The sequence below is a fragment of the Mucilaginibacter sp. P4_A11 genome (assembly GCF_056402535.1).
On the sequence record NZ_JBFUHE010000002.1, the window covers coordinates 196,707 to 219,802 of the forward strand.

A 23,096-nucleotide genomic window follows, 5' to 3' on the forward strand; every position below is an offset into this window, starting at 1 on the left:
TCAGGGCGGCTACACTATATATAATTGACTCAAAAAAATGGCGTTTATAAAGTTGCAAATTCATCAACCCTTGGCTTGGTTTCTTTATTTAAAGTTTCGGTAGCGTGAGTGTATGCTAAGCCGTTGCTGTTTACATTTGAAGTTGCGTTGCGGGTTAAGCTATATTCGTTGGTGTTACCTTTAAGTTCGGCTTTTGCATTGCCGCTCAGGGTGATGCTGGCGCTATAAGTATCCAGATCAAGGTTTGCAGATGCATTATTGTTCAATTTAACATCAAGTTCAATACCTGAAAGGTTACCGAATGATTTGATCTCAGCATTATCATAGGCGTTAATAGCGCTCAGTTGGTTTACTGTTACCCAAACCACCAATTTTTCAGTTTTATATGATGAGATGCGCAATACACCTTTTTGTGATTGAACCAACGCGTTTTCAGAATAGTAGCGGTTGTAAACTTTTACCTGGTCGGCCGGGCCGCTTGATATGAATAGTTCAACGTTGCCGTAAACTTCAATTTTGTTGATTTTGCTGATGTCGGTTAAAACGACACCGGCATCATTTTTAACGGTGTTTGCAGATGCAATGTTTGCGAAGCCAAGTACCATAAACAATACGGTAGCGATGGCGGTTAATGTAGTTTTCATGGTATTAATATTTTGATTGTCAAGTGATTATTATTTCTTTTCATTGAATACACACATATGACGATCTCAATAAAAAAACGTTACAGCAAATTTGGCCTAATTAGCTGTAGGGCAGGTTTTTGTCGGTAAGCGGGTGGTTTTTTCCGGTGAAATGGGGGAGAAAAATTGGGGGGGGGGAGGCAAGATAAATTAGATCGAAGCATGACACAATTAAAAATGGGGTCATGCTGAGGCACTCGAAGCATGGTGGGCAGGCCTCTGCCCGCGACCCTTCGACAGGCTCAGGGTGACAGGCCCTCTTTGTTTAATGTCATTTCTCGTTTAGAGTTCTCGCTTTTTTCTGGGCATGACGGACGGGTGAGAGCCCTTGTTATACAACCTATCAACTCAAATAATAAACCTCACCATCGGTCTTGATCTTTCCTGCATCAAGCAACAGGCGTACGGTTTCCATTTTTTCCTTTTCGGTACCGATATTGATCCCGGTTATCAGGCCGCCAATGTCAGGGTTGGAAATGCTGAGCAGTTGTACAATTTCGTTGGTAATATTGTCGAAGATCTCATCCTGGTTTACCTTGCGTTTTTCTTCAATACAAACATCGCATACGCCGCATTTACGGCCATCGGGCTCGTCGAAATAAGCCAGCAACATTTGGCTCCGGCATCGTTTGTGGATAGCATAGGCAAAAACCGCTTCCATTTTTTGGCGGTACACCTCCTTGCGTTGCTCAATATATTTCCTGTCGATAATGAGGTGACTGCCCTGCACCCGCGGCTTTAAATAAGTAACCTGCGGCTTATCGGTCTGTTGCATATAGCTTATCAGGCCATATTGCTGCAATTGCAGCATCCCCTCAATAACCTGCTGAACGTTTAAGCCGGTGCGCCTTGCTATATCAAATTCCTTAATGCGCACATAATTTTCAAACGCGCCGCCGTATGAGCGGAGCAGGGTTTTAATGAACGGGTCCCAGCCCGAATTCTGGATCTGGAAGTTGTATAATTGTTCGTTAACTACTTCAAACTGAAAACGGGATGGCAAAAATACACTCTCGTTAAAAGACAGATATTCATCACGCTCCAAAAACTTAAGGGCATTGAGCGTTTTAATAGCATCAAGCTTAAAGCGACTGCAAAACTCACCAAGGTCAAGGTCAAAGCTTAGCCCCTCGCCCGCTTCATAAGCCACCTGGTAATAATTGGCGAGGCTATGATACACCTGTTTGATCTCCTCAACCGATGGAAAATTAAGCTCATACATCTTTTCCTGTTTCAGCTTATCGGCAGGGTTATGCAGCAGTACGCCAAATGCCTTGTTACCATCGCGTCCGCCCCGGCCTGCTTCCTGGTAGTAGGCCTCCAGGCTTTCGGGGATATCCTTGTGGATCACAAACCTAACATCTGGCTTATCTATCCCCATGCCAAAAGCATTGGTCGCTACTATTACCTGTACCCTGTTGTTTTTCCAGGCTTCCTGCTTTTCGGACCGCTGATCAACAGACAGACCCGCATTATAATAGTCAGCACTTATTCCGTTATCGCTCAGAAACTTTGCTATCTCAAAAGTTTCCTTCCGGCTGCGCACATATACAATACCACTCCCCTTAACACCACGTACAATATTCAGCATTTTCCGGAACTTATCTTCCTCATGCTGTACTACGTAGCTTATGTTTCGCCGCTCAAAACTTTGCTGATAAACTACCGGGTTTTTGAATTTTAATTTTTCCTGGATATCGGTCTTAACATCGGCTGTAGCTGTAGCCGTGAGTGCAAGCACCGGCACATTCGGGTGCAGTTCCCGCAAGTCGGCAATATGCAAATATGGTGGCCTGAAATCATAGCCCCATTGCGAGATGCAATGCGCCTCATCAATTGCAAATAGGTTTACTTTCATGTACTTAACCCGCTCACGCACCAGTTCGCTCAGCAGGCGCTCGGGCGACAGGTACAGGAATTTCACCGAGCCGTAAATACAATTATCCAGTGCCAGGTCTATCTCGCGGCGGCCCATGCCCGATACTATTGAAATGGCATTGATCCCTTTAGCCTTCAGGGTCTCAACCTGGTCTTTCATGAGCGCGATGAGTGGTGATATGACGATGCAGATCCCCTCTTTGGCCAATGCCGGCACCTGGAAACAAACAGATTTTCCGCCCCCGGTGGGTAACAGTGCCAACGTATCGTTCCCCAATAAAACAGATTGGATGATCTCGGCCTGCATGGGCCTGAAAGTATCATGGTTCCAGTACTGTTTTAATATTTCGTCGATGGTCATGGGCGTAATTTAGTCCGAAAGTCGGAGGTCCGCAAGTCCGCAAGTTTATTAAAAGTTTTCCGACTTCGGACTTACAGACTTCAGACTTTCCGACTTGTTCAAAACCCCATCAACCATTTATAAAACCTGGGCCAGTCACCATTCCATTGCTTTTCGTTATGCGATGCGCCTTTGATCACTGTTACCGGCGCATTAGAGGCACTTATCCCTTTGGCCTTCACAATATCGGCCATCTTTTGCATGTCGGCTACCATACTTTCGCTTTCAGCATCCCCGCAAACAAAATAAAAACGGCTCTTTTTACTTACTGCAGCCTGCTGGGCCTGCTCATAAATCTGCGGTGCGATCCAGAAAGCGGGCGAAAATACACCTGCATTCCCAAACACTTCGGGGTATTTAAGTGCGGCATACATGGAGATAAGCCCGCCCATGGAGCTGCCCGCAATTGTTGTGTACGCGGCATCCTTTTGAGTACGGTAATGTGTATCAATATATGGCTTAAGGTTTTTAATTAAAAATTGCACATAATCATCCCCCCTGCCTTCACCATATTTTGAGTTATACGGGTCATACTCGGTTATGCGGTACTCGCCGCCATGATCAATCCCCACTATGATGCTTTCCTGTGTGGCTGATAATTTATCCATGAGTTCATCAATACCCCACTCGCCATAGCTGGAGGTATACTCATCAAAAAGGTTTTGCCCGTCGTGCATATAAATTACCGGGTATTGCTTCTTGTCCGAATCATAATCAGCAGGCAAATAGATCCAGACACGGCGTTGCCTCTCTAACTGGGGTATTTCAAACTTTTCGCTTATAATATGTACACGGGCAGTAGCCGTATGTTTCTTTTCGGGCAGGGCAAAATTATCCTGCCAACCTGCTATATCAAGTGTAACATTGGCATCGCTTTTTATAATCAGGCTGCGATTATCAATAGCCTTCCCTGCAGCATCACATTCAACTGTGTTCCAGCTGCCCCGGGTTACTTTAAAGTGAACAATCCCGGCCGGCAGATCTTTGTTTAGGGTGTAATTTCCCTTCTCATTTTTAACCAATTCCCAGGCCTTATCAACAGGGTTCCAGCCATTAAAATCACCAGCCAGAAACAGGTGTTCAGGAGGGCTTTTCGGGGCTGCAATTTTGCCGGTAAAAAAAGAGATTTTCACCTGGCTAAAGAGCAAAAAATTTTGGCCAAAAAGCAAAAACGCGCAGAAAATTATTTTTTTCATTATGATAAAAAGGTTAAAACCGGGAACGTTTCCGGGAACGTTCCCGGAAATTGGTTGCATAAAAGTAAAATCAACTATTGTGTAAACTTGACACTTACCTGTTTCCCAAATACGTGTTTAAATTCAAATTTCGCATAAAAACAATATTTTTTCTTTGATATTTCAATAAATTTTAACATTTCGTTAAAGTTAAAAAAGCCTTAATTAAACGCTTCAAAATTATCTTTTACATAAAATTTGCAATTGATATTTGTAAATGTAAATTAGTCGCATGCTGTTTCGGCCACAATAATAAACCAATTATAGCCGGCAAAATAAGCCTTTTTTTATTCATAAAAATCAATAAGTAAATGAGAAAAAATTACTCAAAAAAGTATGTTCTTCTTTGTGCTTTCCTGATGATGTCATTCATGGCGTTTTCACAAACCGGGAGTATTAAAGGAAAGGTATCTGACGAAACCAACCAACCCCTCCCAGGAGCCACGGTTACTATCGATGGTACCACTATTGGTTCAACTACCGATCCTAACGGTAACTATTCCATAAGCAATGTTAAAGCCGGCACTTATACGCTAAGCGTAAAGTTTATCGGTTATGTTACCTTCAGGAAGGCAGTAACCGTTAACGGCGCAACAATCGAAAATTTCAGCCTACAGCCCGAAAGCAAAAACCTTAACGAGGTGGTAGTTATCGGTTACGGTACACAACGAAAAAAAGACCTGTCGGGCTCTATCACTAACATTACCGCGAAAGACTTTCAAAAAGGCGTAATCACCACACCTGAGCAGTTAATTGCCGGTAAAGTAGCAGGTGTATCGGTAATATCAAACAGCGGTGCGCCAGGCTCAGGCAGTAAAATCCGTATCCGCGGTGGTGCTTCATTATCAGCCAGCAATGATCCGTTGATCGTGGTTGATGGCGTACCACTTGATAATGCCCGCAACGCCGATGGTACATCAAAAATATCAGGTGTTGCAGACCCGCTTAGTTTGATCAACCCTAACGATATCGAATCGTTTTCGATATTAAAAGATGCATCTGCCGCAGCTATTTATGGTAACAGGGCATCAAACGGTGTTATCCTCATAGTTACCAAAAAAGGTAAAAAAGGCAAACCTACTGTCGACTTTAGCTCTCAGTTTTCGGTATCGAAACTAACTAAAGAAGTAAGCGTATTAACCGCCGGTCAGCTTCGTGACTATGTTAAAGCTAATGGCACAACCGCGCAACAGGCTTTGTTAGGTACCGCCAATACCGATTGGCAGAAACAAATTTATCAAACAGCACAAACTACTGATAATAACATCAGCGTTTCGGGCGCCACCAAGGTATTGCCATACCGTGTTTCGGCAGGGTACCTTAACCAGGAAGGTATATTAAAAACAGGCTCATTGAGGCGCTTTACCGGTGCTATAAACTTAAGCCCAAGCTTTTTCACTGATCACCTGAAACTTAATCTAAATGTTAAAGGTGCAAACGTAAAACAAAGGTTTGCAAATGAAGGCGCTATTGGTGCTGCAGTTAGCTTTAACCCTACCCTGCCCGTGTATTCAGGCAGCAACCGTTTTGGTGGCTACTATGAATGGCTTGATCCTTCATCTGTAAACGGCTTAAAATCATTAGCTCCCTTAAACCCGCTTGGTTTGCTTGAACAACGCGACGATAAAAGTAACGTTTACCGCAGCATCGGCAACTTAACGTTAGATTATAAATTCCATTTTCTGCCTGAGTTGCATGCCAACGTAAACCTTGGTTATGACGTATCAAACGGCCGCGGTAATGTATTTGTAAGCGATAGTGCAGCGGTAGGTTATAAAAGATATAAAGACGCCAACAACGTTTTTCATGGCGGCACGCAAACTCAATACAAGCAATTGCAGTCAAACAAAATATTTGAAGGCTACCTGAGCTACGCTAAGGATTTCAAAAGCATTAAAAGCCATGTTGACGCGATAGCAGGTTATTCATACCAGGATTTCCTTACCACCAACTATAACTTTCCGGATGTTACAACCGATGGAACAATTGTTTCAAAACCAGTATATCCATTTGATAAGCCCGAAAACAGGCTCATCTCTGTATATGGCCGTTTAAACTACGTTTATGATGATAAGTATATTTTAACCGGTACAGTACGTCGCGATGGTTCATCAAGATTTGCACCAGATAGAAGATACGGTACATTCCCATCCGCTGCGTTTGCCTGGAAGGTAATAGAGGAAGATTTCCTTAAAGGCTCAAAAACTTTATCCGACCTGAAATTGCGTCTGGGCTACGGTAAAACCGGTCAGCAAGATATTGGCGAAAATTATAGCTATATATCTTACTACAACCTAAGCAACAATACAGCCCAATATCAATTAGGTAATACCTTTTATAACCTGTACCGTCCGGGCGGCTATTACCCTAACAGAACCTGGGAAGAAACAACAACTGCCAACGTAGGTTTTGACTTTGGCTTTATTGATAACCGCATTACAGGTAAAGTTGATTACTATCACCGCAAAACTAAAAACCTGTTAAACAGGATCTCGCAACCGGCAGGTTCAAACTTTTCGAACGAGATCGTTGCTAATATTGGTGATGCCAGCAGCAGTGGTGTAGAGTTTGAAATTAACGCAGATGTAATTAAAACTTCAGAACTTACCTGGAGCGTAGGCCTTAACGCAACTTACAATCAAAACAAGATCACCAAACTTACTATAGCACCTGATCCAAGCTACGCGGGTAGCCCAACAGGCGGTATATCAGGCGGTACAGGTCAAAACATCCAAATCAACTCGGTTAACTATCCGCGTTACTCATTTTACGTATATCAGCAAGTTTATGGTGCCGATGGTAAGCCTTTGGATGGTGTATTTGTTGATCGTAACAACGATGGCGTAATAAATGATCAGGACTTATATCACTACAAAAGCCCCGACCCTAAAGGCTACTTTGGTTTAACATCAAATGTAAACTACAAACAATGGTCGGCTGGTTTTACTGCCAGGGCAAGTGTGGGTAACTATGCGTATAACAACGTATTTTCAAGCACAGGTACTCAACGAAGCATCATTAACCCTATCGGTGTGATCAATAACGGTTCGACCAATGTACTGCAAAGCGGCCTTAGCGGTAGCAGTGATAAAAATGTACTTTCAGACTACTACATTCAAAATGCATCATTTATCCGCATGGATAATATAAACGTGGGCTATAATTTTGGTAAGGTATTCAAAAATGCCGGAGTTTTAAGATTAAGCGCCAACGTACAAAATGTGTTTGTAATTACTAAGTACAAAGGTGTTGACCCTGAAATAGGCACAGGTATCGATAATAACCTGTATCCAAGGCCTCGTACCTATGTTTTAGGACTTAATTTATCACTATAACCTGTATAGCTGATCACATTAAAAGAAATCAACATGAAAAGAAATTCAATAAAACTTATACTAATTGGCGGCTTATTGGCAGCAGGCTCAATGTCGTCGTGCAATAAAAAACTCAACCTAATCCCCACAAACGACCTGACATCGGCACAGGTGTATAATTCTCCCGAAGGTTATAAACAGGCATTTGCCAAAGTGTATGGTGCATATGCTTTAACCGGCAACTCTGGCCCTGCAGGCAATGGCGACGTTCAGGGTATTGACGAAGGAACATCTGATTTTTTCCGTCTGATGTGGTGTGCGCAAGAATTGCCGACCGATGAAGCTGTTGTTGGCTGGGGCGACCCTGGTTTGCCAGATTTCCATAACTTGTCGTGGTCATCAAGCAACCTGTTTTTAAAAGGCATTTATTACAGGGCTGTTTACCAGATCACGCTGGCCAATGATTTTATTCGCCAATCAACAGATGCTAACCTTAGCAGCAGAGGTATTTCAGGTGCTGATGCTACCAATATAAAGATGTACGCTGCGGAGGCACGTTTCTTAAGGGCCTATCAGTATTCGATATTAATGGATCTTTTTGCTAATCCTCCGTTTGTTACCGAAAATGACGCGCTGGGTTCAACCCTGCCAAAACAAATAACACGCAAAGATCTATTCAATTATGTTGAAAGTGAACTTAAAGCAATTGACGGACAATTAGCCAAACCAAGAGGTAACGAATATGGCCGCGCCGATCAGGGTGCTGAGTGGGCCTTATTAGCAAGGATTTACCTTAATGCTGAGGTTTACACAGGTACAGCCCATTACGGCGACGCGATCACCTACTCGAAAAAGGTTATTGAAAATGGCGGTTATAAGCTAATTAGCGATTACACAAAACTGATGCGTGCCGATAACAACCTCAATACCGATGAGTTTATCCTTACCATTAATTACGATGGCCTGCGTACACAAAGCTACGGTGGTGCAACTTTCATGACCCACGCTCCGGTAGGTGGCTCTATGCCGGCCGGTGAGTATGGTATCAGCGGCGGATGGGCTGGTTTGCGTACCACCAAAGCCTTAGTAAACCTGTTCCCGAATGGTGCATCTAGTGCCGATAAACGCGCGCAGTTTTATACTCCCGGTCAAAACCTTGAAATTTCGGATATCAGCACATTTACGGATGGATATGCCATTTCAAAATTCAAGAACGTAAAAATAGCCGATGGTAAACAACCGGGTTCAAGCCTTGACTATGCCGATATGGACCTGCCTATCTTCAGGCTTGCTGAGCAATACCTGATCTATGCCGAAGCAACAACGCGGGGCGGTACAGGCGGCGTTACGAGCGTTGCCGTAGGCTATATCAACAAGTTGCGCGAAAGGGCTTATGGAAACACAAACGGAGATGTAACCAGTATTACTACCGACCAGATCCTTGATGAAAGAGGCCGCGAGCTTTATTGGGAAGGATTTCGCCGTACAGACCTTATCCGTTACAAGAAATTTGTTGAGGATAGCTATTTATGGCCATTTAAAGGTGGTGTTAAAGCAGGTAAAGGCGTTGAAAGCTACCGCACTATTTATCCTTTACCAACAAGTGATGTTGCGGCTAACCCTAACCTAAAACAAAACCCGGGATATTAAAAAAGATTTAACGCGGGAGATGAGTTTACGCTCTTCTCCCGGTTAACAAAATACTTCAACTAACTATAAATTAGAAAAGAAATATGAAAAGATCATTTACGAAATTTCTGGCATTGGGTGGCTTAGCTATACTGATGCTGGCATCTTGTAAAAAGGATGAAAACCGGGTTGTTGCTGATACAAAAAGTGCTAAGGGTACCTTTAGTACAAGTACAACAACACCTGCACTAAGTAAAGCGCATCTTACCGATGTAGCTGTTACTTTCACTTTAAAATCGCCCGATTATGGTTTCCAGTCGGCGGTTTCTAACAGCATTCAGTTTAGCACAAGTGATGATTTCACAACCGTTAAAGAGGTTTCAATAGATTTAAAAGCAACATCGAAAGCCTTTAACGTACTTGATTTCAACAATATTTTGCTGGGCATGAATCTGCCAACAGGTGTATCGACTACTGTAAAAGCCCGTTTAAAAACTCAGTTTACCGGGTCGTCAGTTGCACCTAACTATTCAAGTGTGATTTCGCTTACAGTAACACCGTTCCCGTTAACGTCATTCATTTATCTTGGCGGTGCTTATGAAGACTGGGCAGTACCAAGCCCCAATGTTGACAGTTTGCTATCGGCTACAAGCAACGGCATCTATATTGGTATCATTAATTTCCCTGCAGGTAAACTTGATTTTAAAGTGTTGCCAACTAATAAAAACTATGATGGAAATTATGGTTCGGACGGGCCGGGCAAAATAACCCAGGGCACCGGTAACCCGCCAAACATTAGTGCGCCTGCAGCCGGCTTAACTTTGGTTACTGTTGACATGAACGCCAAAACAATAAGCTTTGAAGCCGTAAAATATTATTACAGTCTTATCGGCAACGCCACTCCTGGTGTGGCCTGGAATACCGATACCGACCTCAAGTACGATAATGGTAACCAGGTTTGGCAAGCTACCGTGCTCATGGTACCAGGTGAATTTAAAGTGCGTCGAAACCACGATTGGGGTACAAGCTTTGGCATTCCAAAAGTAGGTGCAGATGGCGCTACACTTGCATCGTCTGACAATAATAACATCCCGATAACCGTTGCAGGGACCTACCATGTTACCTTCGCGCTAAATGCTGCCGATAATACAAAAGCTGCTTACACTTTGGTGAAGAAATAACAGAGTTGATTGATTTATATATGGCCCTGCACGGTGAAAACCTGCGGGGCTTTTTTGACCTTGATTTACTTGATTTTAGGATTGCTTGATGGTTAAAAAACCAAACCATGATTATCATGATTTAAAGATGGCCTGGTAAAGGTGGATACAACAGCATATAATATCAGGGCAATCCCAAAATCCTAAAAATCATGGTTCAGACAAAAAAAGCGATGAGGTCATCCCCATCGCTTTCTTTTTTATTATGATATTTTCTATGAGCTATGGTCCATTAGTTATGAACCAAATTCTTATCGGTTTGCAATATCTGCATATTCCCGATCAGTAGCACCAACATAGATCTGGCGTGGGCGACCGATAGGTTCTTTGTTTTCTTTCATTTCTTTCCATTGGGCAATCCATCCCGGTAAACGGCCAAGGGCAAACAGCACGGTAAACATATCTGTAGGGAAGCCTAACGCGCGGTAAATAATACCCGAGTAAAAATCAACGTTAGGATAAAGCTTACGTTCAACAAAGTATGGATCTTTCAGGGCAACCTCTTCCAGTTTCTTGGCTATTTCAAGTACCTCGTCGTTAATACCCAGTTTTTCTAAAATATCATCGCAGGCCTTTTTGATGATCCTTGCACGCGGGTCAAAGTTTTTATAAACACGGTGACCAAAACCCATCAAACGGAAAGGATCATTTTTGTCTTTAGCCTTAGCGATCCATTTATCGGTATCGCCGCCGTCTTCTTTGATCTTCTCCAGCATTTCAATTACAGCCTGGTTGGCGCCGCCATGTAAAGGGCCCCAAAGAGCAGAAATACCTGCAGATACCGAAGCATAGATATTTGAATCGGATGAACCTACAATGCGGACTGTAGAAGCTGAACAGTTTTGCTCATGATCAGCATGCAGGATCAACAGCTTGTTCATGGCATCCATCACAACCGGATCGATCTCAACCTCCTCGGTGCGCTGACCAAAGGTCATGTGCAGGAAGTTGGTAACATAATCGTATTTGTTTTGAGGATAGATAACCGGATGCCCCAATGATTTTTTATAGATCCACGAAACAACTGTAGCCATTTTAGCAAGCATTTTAATAATGCTTTGGTTAAGCTCTTCGGTTGTCTGTGATGGCTTTAATGATTCGGGATAAAACGCCGATAATGCAGATACTAATGATGAAAGCTGGCCCATCGGGTGCGATTTTGACGGAAAACCGTCAAAAAACTTCTTCATATCCTCATGCACCAAAGTATGGCGGCTTAACTCGTACTGAAACGCTTTTAGTTGGTCGGCAGTTGGCAGTTCGCCATAGATCAGCAAATAAGCAACTTCAATAAATGATGACTTTTCGGCTAATTGCTCTATTGGATAACCGCGATATTTGAGGATCCCCTGCTCGCCATCTAAAAAAGTAATGGCGCTTTTGGTAGCGCCTGTATTTTTGTACCCGATATCAAGTGTTACATAACCGGTTTGATCGCGAAGCTTAGAAATATCGATTGCCTTTTCACCTTCAGTGCCCTCAATAACCGGGAGCTCAAATGTTTTATCACCAATTTTTAGTTGTGCTGTTTCCGCCATAGAAATTTGTATCTGCAACAAATGTAAATAAATCTGCGTATTAATAACCGCTAATATAATTTACTGTTTGTAAAAATTTTCGGGCAAATTTATTATTTTACAACCTGTATTTGTGCTTATAGACGTTAATAATTGATTAAAAAATTACTGCAATCCATGTCGTTAAAAGGTAACTCATTGGTAATGATCCAAAACGAAGCTACTGTTTACCGGCTCTTACTTATAGGTTTATTAATTGCCAGTCCCTCGTTACATTATCTTTGCTACAACAATTCGTACGATCCTTTTTGGCTAAGGGCTATAAACTGTTTTTTTTGTGCCATCACATTATTTTTTTCCTTCATTAATAGCAAAACTTTTTATAAGGCTGGGATCTTTGCTACCATATTATCTTTCCTGGCAATAAACAATTGTATTTTACTCGGCCAAAACGGGTTTGAACATGTGTACCTGTTTAGCACCATAACGATCTTTATCGCCCTAACCCTTTTTTGCAAAAAAAGTAAGGAGTTTATAATGATCAGCGAAGCCAATCTGGTTGCTATTATAATCGCCTATTTCACCGCGCCCAGGCTTATTATTTCGCCGGCTATACTCATAGTGCTTATCCTGGTATTTACACTAATAGCTTACATTTCATTTTTGGTGGTGATGACTTATCAATACCAGCTCAGGAACGCTGTTGACAATGTGATGAAGCTTAACCAAAGCCTCATGGATAACGATACCAAACTGCGCGAAAGCCGTAAGCACCTCAACGCGCTCATCAATTCGCTTAACGATATCATTTTTGAGTTTGACGAAAGTAAAACATGTATCAACGTTTGGTTTAATGAATTGACCGAGCGTATTGTTGACCCGCGGATAGCCATAGGCAAAACACTTGACCTGGTAGTAGGCCCTCAAAAGGCCGAAAAATATGAAAAGGCCTTAAACTATGTAATAGAAAATCATAAACCGATATCTATTGAGTTTTTATCTGATTATGATAGCGGGCATTCATTTACAGCTAACTTCACCCCCATATTCGATAAAACAACAGGCTATACCGGCAGGATATCGGCCTCGGTGGTGGATATAACCGAACAAAAGAAATACGAACGGGCGCTTAAAGAAAACGAGGGCCTGCTATTAGAGGCGCAGAACATCGCTAAAATTGGCAACTGGTGGTATGACCATGAAAGTAAGGAAACATTTTGGTCGGCCAACCTGAATGAGCTGCTTGGAATTGAGCAAATACCTGCCGATATGAACCGTTTTCAATATTACATGAGCCTGGTACATCCGGATGACAGGGACGCTGTTTTCGAGTACCTTGCATCCATCCGTTCAACAACACAAAACAAACTCGAGCATAAATTTATCACCCCGGCCGGCACCCTGAAGTACATCAGGATCCAACGCGGAGAAAAAAAATCACAATCAGACACCAGCACGCGTACTTTTGGGATTATACAGGATATCACCGAAGCCCGTTTAGCCGATAAGGCAGCAAAGTTAAGTCAGCTTGAACTGATGGAAGCCCAGGCCATAGCTAAAATAGGCAACTGGAAATATGATGTAGCTACAGGTAATCTCAGCTGGTCGGACGAATTGAATAACATTTACGAGCTTGGAAAAAACACATCGTTGTACCGCAAAACATTCGTAAACCTGCTGCTTAAATACGTTCATCCTAATGATAAGGCCATCATCAGGAAGTTGCTGCAAAGCGATGCGAACACCATGGATTCATCGCATGAATATCGGATTATAACCCCTAACGGCAATTTAAAACACCTGAGCATCATAGCAGGCAAACGCCTGTATAATGAAGATGGCAGCGTACGTAAAATTATAGGCACCCTTCAGGACATAACCGAACGTAAACAGGCCGAGCTTGACTACCGGGGAGCCGAAAGCAAATACAAATCGGTACTGGAAAAAATAAACATGGTGGCCATTACCGTTGATGGTAATGGGTTGATTACCTTCTGTAATAAATATTTAGCTCAGCTTATCGGCTACAAACAGCATGAACTGATAGGCATGAACTGGATGGATAACTTCATACCTGAAGACCTGAAGGACTTTTTAAAAGGCTGGTTTGCCAACAATGCCATTTTACCCCATTATATAAACCCTATTGTTTGCCGCAACGGCGAGCAACGTATTGTCAGTTGGCAAAACACTGTTTTTTATGATGAAAATGGCGATATTAAAGAAACAACCAGTATTGGCGAAGATATTACCGATCAGCAAAAGGCTCAACAGGAACTGATCTGGGCCAAAGAAATGGCCGAAAAATCGTCCAAGTTCAAGTCGGAATTTCTATCTATTATGAGCCATGAGATCCGTACACCAATGAACGCGGTTATCGGCACAACTAACCTGCTGCTCGACGAAGGCCCCCGGCCCGAACAGATGGAATATCTCAATACGCTCAAGTTTTCGGGCGAAAACCTGTTGGCCATCATCAATGATATTTTAGATTATAATAAGATAGAAGCCGGTAAACTGGAACTCAACAATTCGAGGTTTAACATTCACCAACTGATCCGTAAAATAAAGCAATCCTTTGAACCGCGGGCGGCCGAAAAAGCATTGACGCTTGAATTAATAACCGACGATACTATTCCCGGAGATTTAATGGGCGATGCCATGCGCCTGAGCCAGGTACTTAATAACCTGATAGGCAATGCTATTAAATTTACGCATACAGGTAAGGTTATTATCCGGCTGGATAAAGATATACTAACCGAAAACACCGTCAATATCAAATTTGCAGTTACGGATACCGGTATCGGTATTTCGCCCGAAAGTTTCAATATAGTTTTTGATCCTTTTATGCAAGACCAACAGGTGATCAATAACGACTACGGCGGAACCGGTTTAGGCCTTGCTATTACCAAAAGACTGGTTGAACTACATAACAGCACAATTGCAGTATCAAGCGAACTTGGCAAGGGTACCACATTCAGCTTTGCGATAAGCTTCCCTATTACACCGGAGGTTAATGTTCCGAAGCCAGTTGCAGACGCCGTAAATATTAAAGACAACAATCTGCAAGGCATGAACATTTTAATTGTCGACGACAACAAAATGAACCTGATGATAGCCGGTAAGTTTTTAAAACGATGGAACGCGCAGGTTCAGGAAGCATTGAACGGACAAATAGCTGTTGATATGGTTAATCATAACATTTATGACCTTATCATTATGGATCTGCAGATGCCTGTTATGGATGGCTTTGAAGCAACAGCGGTCATCAAACTATTACAGCCAGACCTGCCCATCATAGCCCTCACAGCAGATGCCATGCCCGAAACCTACGAAAAAGCCCTGGCAGCCGGCATGGTTGATTACCTCACCAAACCCTTTGTTCCCGAAATACTGTACAGTAAACTGGCAAAACATATCAGGCAATCAGCGTGAGTTTGATATCGGATTTCGGATATTCGATTTCGGATTTTTTATTTGGGGATTTTAAATATCGAATTACCGCTGGCGCTGACGCCGCTATTCGAAGTCTTTGACTTCGAATTAACTATGCCTGGAGTTTACAACTCCAGCCCTGCAAGCTAAAAATAAAACCAGGACACAATGGCTTAGTCTGTAATTGCAAACTACATATATAAATCGTCCGTAGACAAAGTCTACGGACAGCGAGATAATTCAATCAATAAGAATTACTCTTAGTATATTTCAATTCTTGTTTGACCTCTTTAATAAAATACTCGTCAAATAGTTCTTTATATTTCTTTTGATCAAAGTAACCAATGTCTTTTGCAAGCATTAAATCTTTACCATAAGGAGCAGCACTGCTCAAGGAAATATCCGTAAAAGAGTTATTAAGTTTATCATACTGTATAAAAGCATACACAAAAAAGTATTTGGTATTATCTTTATTAATTGCGCAGTAATAGTCAGCATTATCTACATACTTACTCTTTCCAACCTCAAACTTGATTGTATCATATTGGTTAAATTCCGGATGTTTAAGATTAACGACTTTAACGGCCGCTTTAAGAGAATCCATAGATACATTGTAAAATCTATACTTTTCAATATTTCCAATTGTGCCACCACAAGAACTTATCAAACAAATTAAGATGATTGAAAAAAGGCGCATATAGGGCTGTTTCATTTGATTACCAAGTTTAATTACAGAATTATCTTACTTAAAGTCGCGAAGTTCAAGTATACGGCTAATCCTACTACCTATTGCTTTGTTACTTACGCAGCTATTCGAAGTCTCTGACTTCGAATTAACCATGCCCGGAGTTTGCAACTCCAGCCCTATACATTAAAATAAAATCAGGACACAATGATTTATGTATGTAGTTGCAAACTACATACATAAATCATCCGTAGACAAAGTCTACGGACAGCGAGGCAGCGAGGCATTCTCTATCGCTTTAAATATCATGCAATCCTCAAATCATGAGAATCAAGGTTCAAAATAAAAAAGCGACAGGTTATCCCCATCGCTTTTAACATATCATGAAATCCCCGAATCATGAAAATCAGGGTTCAGTTTGCTAGTTTATCTGTTCCTTTACCGTTCCGCACTCTTTCATGTGCTCCGGAAAATATGGGTTTTCAATAGGCTTGGTTGACGACAGCCAGTAGCCACCTTTTCCGCCATCGGCCATCGGACAAAAATCAACATAAATTGGTGCCGATTTAAATTTAGCCCCTTTTACCAAAGCGATTACGTCTTTGCTCAATACCAGGAACGATTCGCGCTGAGCTTTAATATCTGTCGCGTTGCTTATCTGGTGTGCCACAGCAGCTGTTTCACTGCAACCTTTAATACCAGAAAGTTTGGCTTCCAAAGCAGATGCCGCAGTTTTAACTCCTGCCGCATCTGACTTAAGGAACTCATCTTTTAACGCGATATAAGCTTTAAAAACATCACTGGTGTTACTGGTATCTGCAACCTGTGCTTCTACAGGTTTAGCGGCAGTGGTTGTGTCTGTTTTGGCAGTCTCCTGCTGTTTTGCCGGTTGTTTGCAGGCGGTGGCGGCAATTACCGCTAAAAAACAAAATCCTTTAATTATTTTCATATACAATTAGTTTGTGCGGATAGCTTCAACCGGATCCAGCCTTGAGGCTGAATACGCTGGGATGATACCGGCTATTACCCCTATTATAATTGAATAGCTTAAGCCCCTTGAAATGTTAGCGGCATCAAGTATTACCTGTACATCTAAAGCCGCCTTTACGGCAAACGTAGCCAGGTACACAAAAAACAACCCGATGATCCCGCCCACGAAACAAAGCAGCACCGATTCAATTAAAAACTGCAATAATATGAAATAGTTTTTAGCACCTAATGATTTTTGTATCCCTATAATATTGGTACGTTCCTTTACCGATACGAACATGATATTGGCGATACCAAAACCACCAACCAAAATAGAGAACCCGCCGATAATGGCACCGGCAATGTTAACCACTTTAAAAAGATCGTCCAACTGCTGGGTGATCATGGTTGTGCGGTTTAACGAAAAGTTATCGTCAGCACCCGGCCTTAACCTCCTGATAGAACGCATAAGGCCTTTGATCTCACTTTCAACGTCATCAGTGGGGATATCTTTTTTACCGCGTACAATAATTGACGGCCCGTATCTTGAGCTTTGTATATCAATTAAATTGCGGGCAAAGTTAAGGGGTAGCAGTACCTCCTTATCGGTTGATATGCCCAGCATATCCTTACCTTGTTTTGAAAATACGCCTACGATGGTCACATATCGTCCCATTACCTTAATCTGTTTACCTACGGCATCGCCATCAGGAAAAAGAGCCTGGGCTATATCATACCCAATATCGGTTATGGGCGCACCGTTTTTTGATTCTATTTCGGTAAAGTAACGGCCGCTTTCAAGGTCAAAATTCCAGGTCTTGTCATGATCCTGCGATGCAGCGTCAACCTGGGCGCCTTCAACCGTGTTGCTTTTATATTTTATGGTACGGTTATCAATATTTATTTCATATGATAAAGCTTCGGCTGTAGAAATACGGCGCGAGAGCTCATTAAAATCACGCAGGTCAGATTCGGGCCTCTGCAGGTATTTCCACCAGGGGAAATCGCTTCCGCCAACCCAGGGCCACTTTTGCACATATATACTATTGTTACCAAGCTTATTAACACTGTTTTGCAGGTTATTACGCAGGGTATCAACTGCCGATTGCACAGCTATAATGGTAAATATACCAATGGTTACCCCAAGTAATGACAGCAACGTACGTGTTTTGTTCTGGCGCAGGGCATCACCGGCAAACAAAAAACTTTCCCTTAAAAGTTTTAAAAAAAGCATATAACTTATTTTGATCTTACTTGTTAATCAATCCTTATTGCACGGTTAACGCGTGGAGGTAATAGTAATATAACGGGCGTTTTTATTGCTGATACGTTAAACCGCCTGCCAATATTTTTTTAGACAACAGCACATGATTTAAGTTACAGTATTTTTCAATTAATATAACAGTAGTGTAATTAAAACGCTACTTAAAAAAATCTGTTAAATTAACAAAAAAATTCGTACATTTGCGCCCTTGAAAATTCATAAAAACAAGCATGAAATTATCTCAATTTAAATTCAACTTACCTGAATCCCTTATCGCCCATACACCCTCTGCCACCCGCGATGAATCACGTTTAATGGTTTTACACAAAGATTCGGGCAAAATTGAGCATAAAATATTTAAAGACGTGCTGGATTACTTTCAGGATAAGGATGTAATGATCCTTAATAACACTAAAGTTTTCCCTGCCCGTTTATATGGCAACAAAGAAAAAACCGGTGCTACCATCGAAGTATTTTTGCTGCGCGAGCTGAATAAAGAACTGCGTTTATGGGATGTACTGGTTGATCCGGCCCGTAAAATACGCGTAGGCAATAAATTATATTTTGGCGACGACGATTTGCTGATTGCCGAAGTTGTTGATAACACTACTTCACGTGGCCGTACCATCCGCTTTTTGTTTGACGGTACCGACGAAGAATTCCGTCGTAATGTTGAGATTTTGGGCGAAACACCACTGCCTAAATACATTAAACGTAAAGCTACTGCCGAAGATAAAGAGCGTTACCAAACTATTTTCGCTAAACACGAAGGTGCCGTTGCCGCCCCGACTGCCGGCTTACACTTTAGCCGCGAGCTGATGAAACGCCTTGAATTAAAAGGTGTTGATTTTGCCGAAGTTACCCTGCATGTTGGTTTAGGTACTTTCCGCCCGGTTGAGGTTGAAGATTTAACCAAGCACAAAATGGATTCGGAGCAATTCATTATTGAGCAAAGACAAGCTGATATTGTAAACCGCGGTATTGAGCGTAAATCACGTATTTGTGCTGTGGGTACTACTTCAATGCGTACCATAGAATCGGCTGTATCTGCAAACAAAACATTGAAAGCAGCTAACGACTGGACCAGCAAGTTCATTTTCCCTCCATACGATTTTAGTATTGCAAACTCAATGATCACCAACTTCCATACACCAGAGTCAACACTTTTAATGATGATTGCGGCCTTTGGCGGTTATGAAAACGTAATGAATGCATACGAAATAGCAGTAAAAGAAAAATACCGCTTTTACAGCTACGGCGACGCGATGCTGATCATCTAATCTTCTTGGATTTGAGATATGAGATTTGAGATATGAGACCATGGTTTCATATCTCATTTTTTTTGTGGTAGTTTTATGCAAAAAAAGACCATTGAGAGAAGCCAAAACGGAACCCCTTAAAAAAAACTATAATAACGTGTAAAATATATTTTATGTTGTGCGGGGGACGCGTTAGGGATTGTAGTGGAAAGCCCACAGCGCGTGTAGGGATTACGGATAGGAAAGGCGAGGACTTGGAACGAAAAGCCCGGCCGCAGGCAACGCCCATATTCATAAACTAATCGGAAATACATTTAATAGCTAACAACTTACAGTCATATCATCATGTCTCCCTCAGTGTCTCTGTATAGCATGCGATTGCCGCGCTATCGCTCGCAGCAATGACATGCGTAATTAAGTCTTTAATTTTCAGTGAAAAAACAAATGCCCGCTAATCTCCAATCTCTAACCACCAATCTCCCCAACTACGTTATCATAGTAGCAGGCGGTTCGGGCAGCCGGATGCAGTCGAGCTTGCCAAAACAATTTTTACTGCTTAACGGTAAACCTGTACTGATGCATACCATCACTGCATTTCAGCAGGCTCAAGCCAAACCGGGCATCATATTGGTTTTACCTGCAGCTTATCACGCCTACTGGCAGCAGTTGGTTGAAGAATATTCTTTTACCATCCCTCACCAGTTGGTTACCGGCGGAGAAACCCGGTTTCATTCGGTTAAGAACGGGCTTAACCTGATCACTGATACAGAAGCGCTAATTGCCGTACAGGACGCCGTACGGCCTCTTATTTCGCCTGATATTATCGATGAAGCCTACCAATGCGCTGCTGAACATGGAACGGCTGTAGTGGCCGTTAAAAGCCGCGATTCGATACGCCAAGTAAAAGAGGGCCGGTCGATAAGCCTGATCAGGGATGAGATTTACCTGGTGCAAACCCCACAAACGTTTAAGGCCACCCTGCTAAGGAAAGCTTATGAACAGCCGTTTGATACTAAATTTACAGATGATGCCAGCGTTGTTGAGCAATATGGCGCTGAAATAAAACTTACTGAAGGCGATCATAGCAATATCAAGATCACCTTTCCCGAAGATATTGCCATTGCTGAATTGCTCTTAAGCAAAAAGCCACAACCATAAAGGTTGCGGCTTTTTTGATTTGCAATACAAGGTTAAATTCTTATGCCCTCCTGATCACGCCTAAAAGCAACGCTATAATAGCTATCACTAACAATACGTGAATTAAACCAGGTGCAGAGTATGCAAAAAATCCTATAGCCCATCCTATAACAAGGATAACAGCAATAATGTACAGTAAACCTCTCATGTTGTAATGTTTTTAGTTAAGTAAATGTGAAGTCACCTATACTAAAATCATTCCAAAAAGTAGTGGTCAATAAAAAAACCCTTATTGCTAAGGGTTTCATTATCGTGTTTAATACTCGTCTTCGTTAAAGAAGAAGTCATCTTTGGTCGGATAATCCGGCCAGATCTCTTCAATATTTTCGTACGGTTCACCATCGTCTTCAAGTGCCTGAAGGTTTTCAATAACCTCGACAGGAGCGCCTGAACGGATAGCATAATCAATTAATTCATCTTTTGTTGCGGGCCATGGTGCATCTTCCAGGTGCGATGCCAGTTCAAGTGTCCAATACATCGTTTTTATTTATATTTATAATTATCAGTAAAATTTACTTTTTCGCAAAAGTATAACATTTTCAATTTGAAAATCAATATTTTTTTTCATTTTTTTCAACCCGTGGTATCCATTGATTTTCAGGTATTTCATTAACATTTGCAATTTTGCGGGCCAAAGTGAACAGGTAATCGCTCAACCTGTTCAGATAAATATTCACTTTTTCATCAACTGTACTCTCCTCGGCAAGCTGAACGGTTATCCTTTCGGCACGACGGCAAACACATCTTGCAATATGGCAAAACGAAATTATATTATTCCCCCCCGGCAAAATAAAATGTTTAAGCGGGGGCAAACTTTCATTCATGGCGTCCATTTCTGTTTCCAGTATTTCTACATCACTTACGTGCAAATCCGGAATAACCATTTTTGACCGCTCCGGGTCGGCTGCCAGTGAAGAGCCGATTGTAAACAATCTGTCCTGAATCTGCTTCAATACCTCCTTATCATGCGCATCGATATCCTGATCACGGATAAGCCCAATGTACGAGTTAAGTTCATCAACCGTACCATAGCTTTCAATGCGGATATGGTGCTTGGGCACGCGGGTACCGCCAATCAATGAGGTAAACCCTTTATCGCCCGTTTTAGTATATATTTTCATACTTAATTTAACAATTCATTACAACAATCCGGTTACAAAAAAAGCTAATACTGATTACCAGGCAATTAAAACAAAGCCTGTCAAATCTTTTTTCATGACTGCTGTTATTCCAAATCTATCACCTTAAATTTTGTATTTCATAACACTTTAGCATATTTTTTGCCAATGAAGTGTAATTTTTAAAATGTTAGCTTAAACTTGTACCCGTAATATCATCAAACATAATAGCGCTAAACTCATGAAATCGATCATATTATCATCTAAACTCCTTTGCCTGTCATTTGTGATACTGCTTTCAACCGGCTTCAGCTGCGGCGGAAACAGCAATACAAAGGCACCTGTTCAAAAAACGACAGTCCCTCCCAAAGTAAGCATGGCCAGTTTATTAAGCGAAAAACAATTTAATGATCTTTTTCCGCAGCGCGATAAATTTTATACGTATACTGCCTTTATCAAGGCTGCAGATGAGTTGGGCATGATCAAAGTAAAAGTAACCCGCCGGGCTACATCCGTTTACCAGTTGGTACGTACCGATAAAAAAACAGGCAAAAGCGCCGTTGTGCGCCAGGATACCGATTGGAACGAAGAATGGGCCAAAGCCAAACCCGATAGCACCTACACTATTGATTACGGTAATTTTTGCACCGAATACAGTACCGATGTAAATAAAAAAGAGCTTGCTGCATTCTTCGCGCACATTGCCCACGAAACCCGCCATGGGGTAAATGCTACTTATACCGATGGCTTAATGTTCATCCATGAAAGCAATACCAGCTTACCGTATGTTGCCGAAAATGACGAATACCCACCCGTTGCCGGTAAAAAATACTACGGCCGCGGACCAATGCAGCTGAGCTATAACGGCAATTATGGCTATGCGTCGGATTGTATTTTAGGCGATGATAAAATATTGCTCCAGAATCCCGAAATGGTGGAGACCGACCCGGTTATTGCTTTTAAAACGGCGATTTATTTTTGGATGACCCCGCAAACCCACAAACCATCGGCACATGATGTGATGACCGGCAAATGGCAGCCCAATGCCGAAGATAAAGCTGAAGGACGGACACCTGGTTTCGGCATGACCATTAATATTGTAAATGGCGAAGTTGAATGCAACAAAGGCGAAAACATGTATAACATGAACGACAGGATTGGTTTTTACCAATTTTTCCTGAAAAAGCTGGGCGTTAACGATGCCAATTGCGCCTGTTCATGTGGTAAAATGAAGCCTTACCATTATTAACGGTGACATTTTTGAATTTTAAAGCAAAAAAGTTATTATTGTAT

General features: G+C 41.9%; 17 protein-coding genes. 7 read left to right on the forward strand and 10 right to left on the reverse strand.

Going from position 1 to position 23,096, the window contains the following annotated elements; all coding sequences use genetic code 11:
- Positions 1-44: 44 nt before the first annotated feature.
- The 3 genes from AC1DUD_RS04665 to AC1DUD_RS04675 all read right to left on the reverse strand — a co-directional run bounded on the left by AC1DUD_RS04665 (position 45) and on the right by AC1DUD_RS04675 (position 4,157).
- A complete protein-coding gene (locus AC1DUD_RS04665; protein ID WP_477372110.1) occupies positions 45-644 on the reverse strand; it encodes a GIN domain-containing protein in 600 nt (199 codons plus the stop codon).
- Positions 645-1,026: 382 nt separating this feature from the next.
- A complete protein-coding gene (locus AC1DUD_RS04670) occupies positions 1,027-2,922 on the reverse strand; it encodes a RecQ family ATP-dependent DNA helicase (RefSeq protein ID WP_477372112.1) in 1,896 nt (631 codons plus the stop codon).
- 98 nt (positions 2,923-3,020) lie between these two features.
- Positions 3,021-4,157 carry an alpha/beta hydrolase gene (locus AC1DUD_RS04675; protein ID WP_477372114.1) on the reverse strand — a complete coding sequence of 379 codons (1,137 nt, stop codon included), beginning with the start codon at positions 4,155-4,157 and terminating at the stop codon, positions 3,021-3,023.
- A gap of 350 nt (positions 4,158-4,507) precedes the next feature.
- Between AC1DUD_RS04675 and AC1DUD_RS04680 the strand changes: the two genes are divergently transcribed.
- The 3 genes from AC1DUD_RS04680 to AC1DUD_RS04690 all read left to right on the forward strand — a co-directional run bounded on the left by AC1DUD_RS04680 (position 4,508) and on the right by AC1DUD_RS04690 (position 10,320).
- Positions 4,508-7,531 carry a SusC/RagA family TonB-linked outer membrane protein gene (locus AC1DUD_RS04680; RefSeq protein ID WP_477372116.1) on the forward strand — a complete coding sequence of 1,008 codons (3,024 nt, stop codon included), beginning with the start codon at positions 4,508-4,510 and terminating at the stop codon, positions 7,529-7,531.
- A gap of 33 nt (positions 7,532-7,564) precedes the next feature.
- Positions 7,565-9,160 (forward strand): RagB/SusD family nutrient uptake outer membrane protein, encoded by a 1,596-nt coding sequence (locus tag AC1DUD_RS04685; RefSeq protein WP_477372118.1) that lies wholly within the window; start codon positions 7,565-7,567, stop codon positions 9,158-9,160.
- An 83-nt stretch (positions 9,161-9,243) separates the two neighbouring features.
- On the forward strand, positions 9,244-10,320 hold the full coding sequence (locus AC1DUD_RS04690; RefSeq protein ID WP_477372120.1) for a SusE domain-containing protein: 1,077 nt from the start codon (positions 9,244-9,246) through the stop codon (positions 10,318-10,320).
- 290 nt (positions 10,321-10,610) lie between these two features.
- On the opposite strand, the gene AC1DUD_RS04695 is transcribed toward AC1DUD_RS04690, so the two are convergent.
- A complete protein-coding gene (locus tag AC1DUD_RS04695) occupies positions 10,611-11,897 on the reverse strand; it encodes a citrate synthase (protein ID WP_477372122.1) in 1,287 nt (428 codons plus the stop codon).
- A 132-nt stretch (positions 11,898-12,029) separates the two neighbouring features.
- On the opposite strand from AC1DUD_RS04695, the gene AC1DUD_RS04700 reads away from it, so the two are divergent.
- Positions 12,030-15,311 carry a PAS domain-containing hybrid sensor histidine kinase/response regulator gene (locus AC1DUD_RS04700; RefSeq protein WP_477372124.1) on the forward strand — a complete coding sequence of 1,094 codons (3,282 nt, stop codon included), beginning with the start codon at positions 12,030-12,032 and terminating at the stop codon, positions 15,309-15,311.
- Positions 15,312-15,555: 244 nt separating this feature from the next.
- On the opposite strand, the gene AC1DUD_RS04705 is transcribed toward AC1DUD_RS04700, so the two are convergent.
- From AC1DUD_RS04705 to AC1DUD_RS04715, 3 genes are all read right to left on the reverse strand, one after another.
- Positions 15,556-16,023, reverse strand: coding sequence for a hypothetical protein (locus tag AC1DUD_RS04705; protein WP_477372127.1), 468 nt, complete (start codon positions 16,021-16,023; stop codon positions 15,556-15,558).
- A 394-nt stretch (positions 16,024-16,417) separates the two neighbouring features.
- Positions 16,418-16,945 (reverse strand): DUF3347 domain-containing protein, encoded by a 528-nt coding sequence (locus AC1DUD_RS04710; RefSeq protein WP_477372129.1) that lies wholly within the window; start codon positions 16,943-16,945, stop codon positions 16,418-16,420.
- Positions 16,946-16,951: 6 nt separating this feature from the next.
- Positions 16,952-18,199, reverse strand: coding sequence for an ABC transporter permease (locus AC1DUD_RS04715; RefSeq protein ID WP_477372131.1), 1,248 nt, complete (start codon positions 18,197-18,199; stop codon positions 16,952-16,954).
- A gap of 260 nt (positions 18,200-18,459) precedes the next feature.
- On the opposite strand from AC1DUD_RS04715, the gene queA reads away from it, so the two are divergent.
- Both queA and AC1DUD_RS04725 read left to right on the forward strand, forming a co-directional pair.
- Positions 18,460-19,509, forward strand: a complete 1,050-nt coding sequence (gene queA / locus AC1DUD_RS04720) for a tRNA preQ1(34) S-adenosylmethionine ribosyltransferase-isomerase QueA (protein WP_243480875.1) — start codon at positions 18,460-18,462, stop codon at positions 19,507-19,509.
- Between the two features lie 423 nt (positions 19,510-19,932).
- The gene (locus AC1DUD_RS04725) at positions 19,933-20,646 is read left to right on the forward strand and encodes a 2-C-methyl-D-erythritol 4-phosphate cytidylyltransferase (RefSeq protein ID WP_477372134.1); all 714 of its coding nucleotides are present in this window, start codon (positions 19,933-19,935) and stop codon (positions 20,644-20,646) included.
- A gap of 40 nt (positions 20,647-20,686) precedes the next feature.
- Here AC1DUD_RS04725 and AC1DUD_RS04730 read toward each other — a convergent pair whose 3' ends face one another.
- The 3 genes from AC1DUD_RS04730 to AC1DUD_RS04740 form a co-directional block, all read right to left on the reverse strand.
- Positions 20,687-20,833, reverse strand: a complete 147-nt coding sequence (locus tag AC1DUD_RS04730) for a lmo0937 family membrane protein (RefSeq protein WP_114940263.1) — start codon at positions 20,831-20,833, stop codon at positions 20,687-20,689.
- 108 nt (positions 20,834-20,941) lie between these two features.
- The gene (locus AC1DUD_RS04735; RefSeq protein ID WP_002996718.1) at positions 20,942-21,163 is read right to left on the reverse strand and encodes a DUF2795 domain-containing protein; all 222 of its coding nucleotides are present in this window, start codon (positions 21,161-21,163) and stop codon (positions 20,942-20,944) included.
- A 73-nt stretch (positions 21,164-21,236) separates the two neighbouring features.
- Positions 21,237-21,806, reverse strand: coding sequence for a cob(I)yrinic acid a,c-diamide adenosyltransferase (locus AC1DUD_RS04740; protein ID WP_477372136.1), 570 nt, complete (start codon positions 21,804-21,806; stop codon positions 21,237-21,239).
- Positions 21,807-22,044: 238 nt separating this feature from the next.
- On the opposite strand from AC1DUD_RS04740, the gene AC1DUD_RS04745 reads away from it, so the two are divergent.
- Entirely contained in the window at positions 22,045-23,052 is a 1,008-nt protein-coding gene (locus AC1DUD_RS04745) for a chitinase (RefSeq protein WP_477372138.1), read from the forward strand.
- Positions 23,053-23,096 lie beyond the last annotated feature (44 nt).

Coding starts and splice junctions, on each gene's coding strand:
- AC1DUD_RS04665 (WP_477372110.1), bottom strand. CDS start 644: ATGAAAACTACATTAACCGCCATCGCTACCGTATTGTTTATGGTACTT.
- AC1DUD_RS04670 (WP_477372112.1), bottom strand. CDS start 2,922: ATGACCATCGACGAAATATTAAAACAGTACTGGAACCATGATACTTTC.
- AC1DUD_RS04675 (WP_477372114.1), bottom strand. CDS start 4,157: ATGAAAAAAATAATTTTCTGCGCGTTTTTGCTTTTTGGCCAAAATTTT.
- AC1DUD_RS04680 (WP_477372116.1), top strand. CDS start 4,508: ATGAGAAAAAATTACTCAAAAAAGTATGTTCTTCTTTGTGCTTTCCTG.
- AC1DUD_RS04685 (WP_477372118.1), top strand. CDS start 7,565: ATGAAAAGAAATTCAATAAAACTTATACTAATTGGCGGCTTATTGGCA.
- AC1DUD_RS04690 (WP_477372120.1), top strand. CDS start 9,244: ATGAAAAGATCATTTACGAAATTTCTGGCATTGGGTGGCTTAGCTATA.
- AC1DUD_RS04695 (WP_477372122.1), bottom strand. CDS start 11,897: ATGGCGGAAACAGCACAACTAAAAATTGGTGATAAAACATTTGAGCTC.
- AC1DUD_RS04705 (WP_477372127.1), bottom strand. CDS start 16,023: ATGAAACAGCCCTATATGCGCCTTTTTTCAATCATCTTAATTTGTTTG.
- AC1DUD_RS04710 (WP_477372129.1), bottom strand. CDS start 16,945: ATGAAAATAATTAAAGGATTTTGTTTTTTAGCGGTAATTGCCGCCACC.
- AC1DUD_RS04715 (WP_477372131.1), bottom strand. CDS start 18,199: ATGCTTTTTTTAAAACTTTTAAGGGAAAGTTTTTTGTTTGCCGGTGAT.
- queA (WP_243480875.1), top strand. CDS start 18,460: ATGAAATTATCTCAATTTAAATTCAACTTACCTGAATCCCTTATCGCC.
- AC1DUD_RS04725 (WP_477372134.1), top strand. CDS start 19,933: ATGCCCGCTAATCTCCAATCTCTAACCACCAATCTCCCCAACTACGTT.
- AC1DUD_RS04730 (WP_114940263.1), bottom strand. CDS start 20,833: ATGAGAGGTTTACTGTACATTATTGCTGTTATCCTTGTTATAGGATGG.
- AC1DUD_RS04735 (WP_002996718.1), bottom strand. CDS start 21,163: ATGTATTGGACACTTGAACTGGCATCGCACCTGGAAGATGCACCATGG.
- AC1DUD_RS04740 (WP_477372136.1), bottom strand. CDS start 21,806: ATGAAAATATATACTAAAACGGGCGATAAAGGGTTTACCTCATTGATT.
- AC1DUD_RS04745 (WP_477372138.1), top strand. CDS start 22,045: ATGAAATCGATCATATTATCATCTAAACTCCTTTGCCTGTCATTTGTG.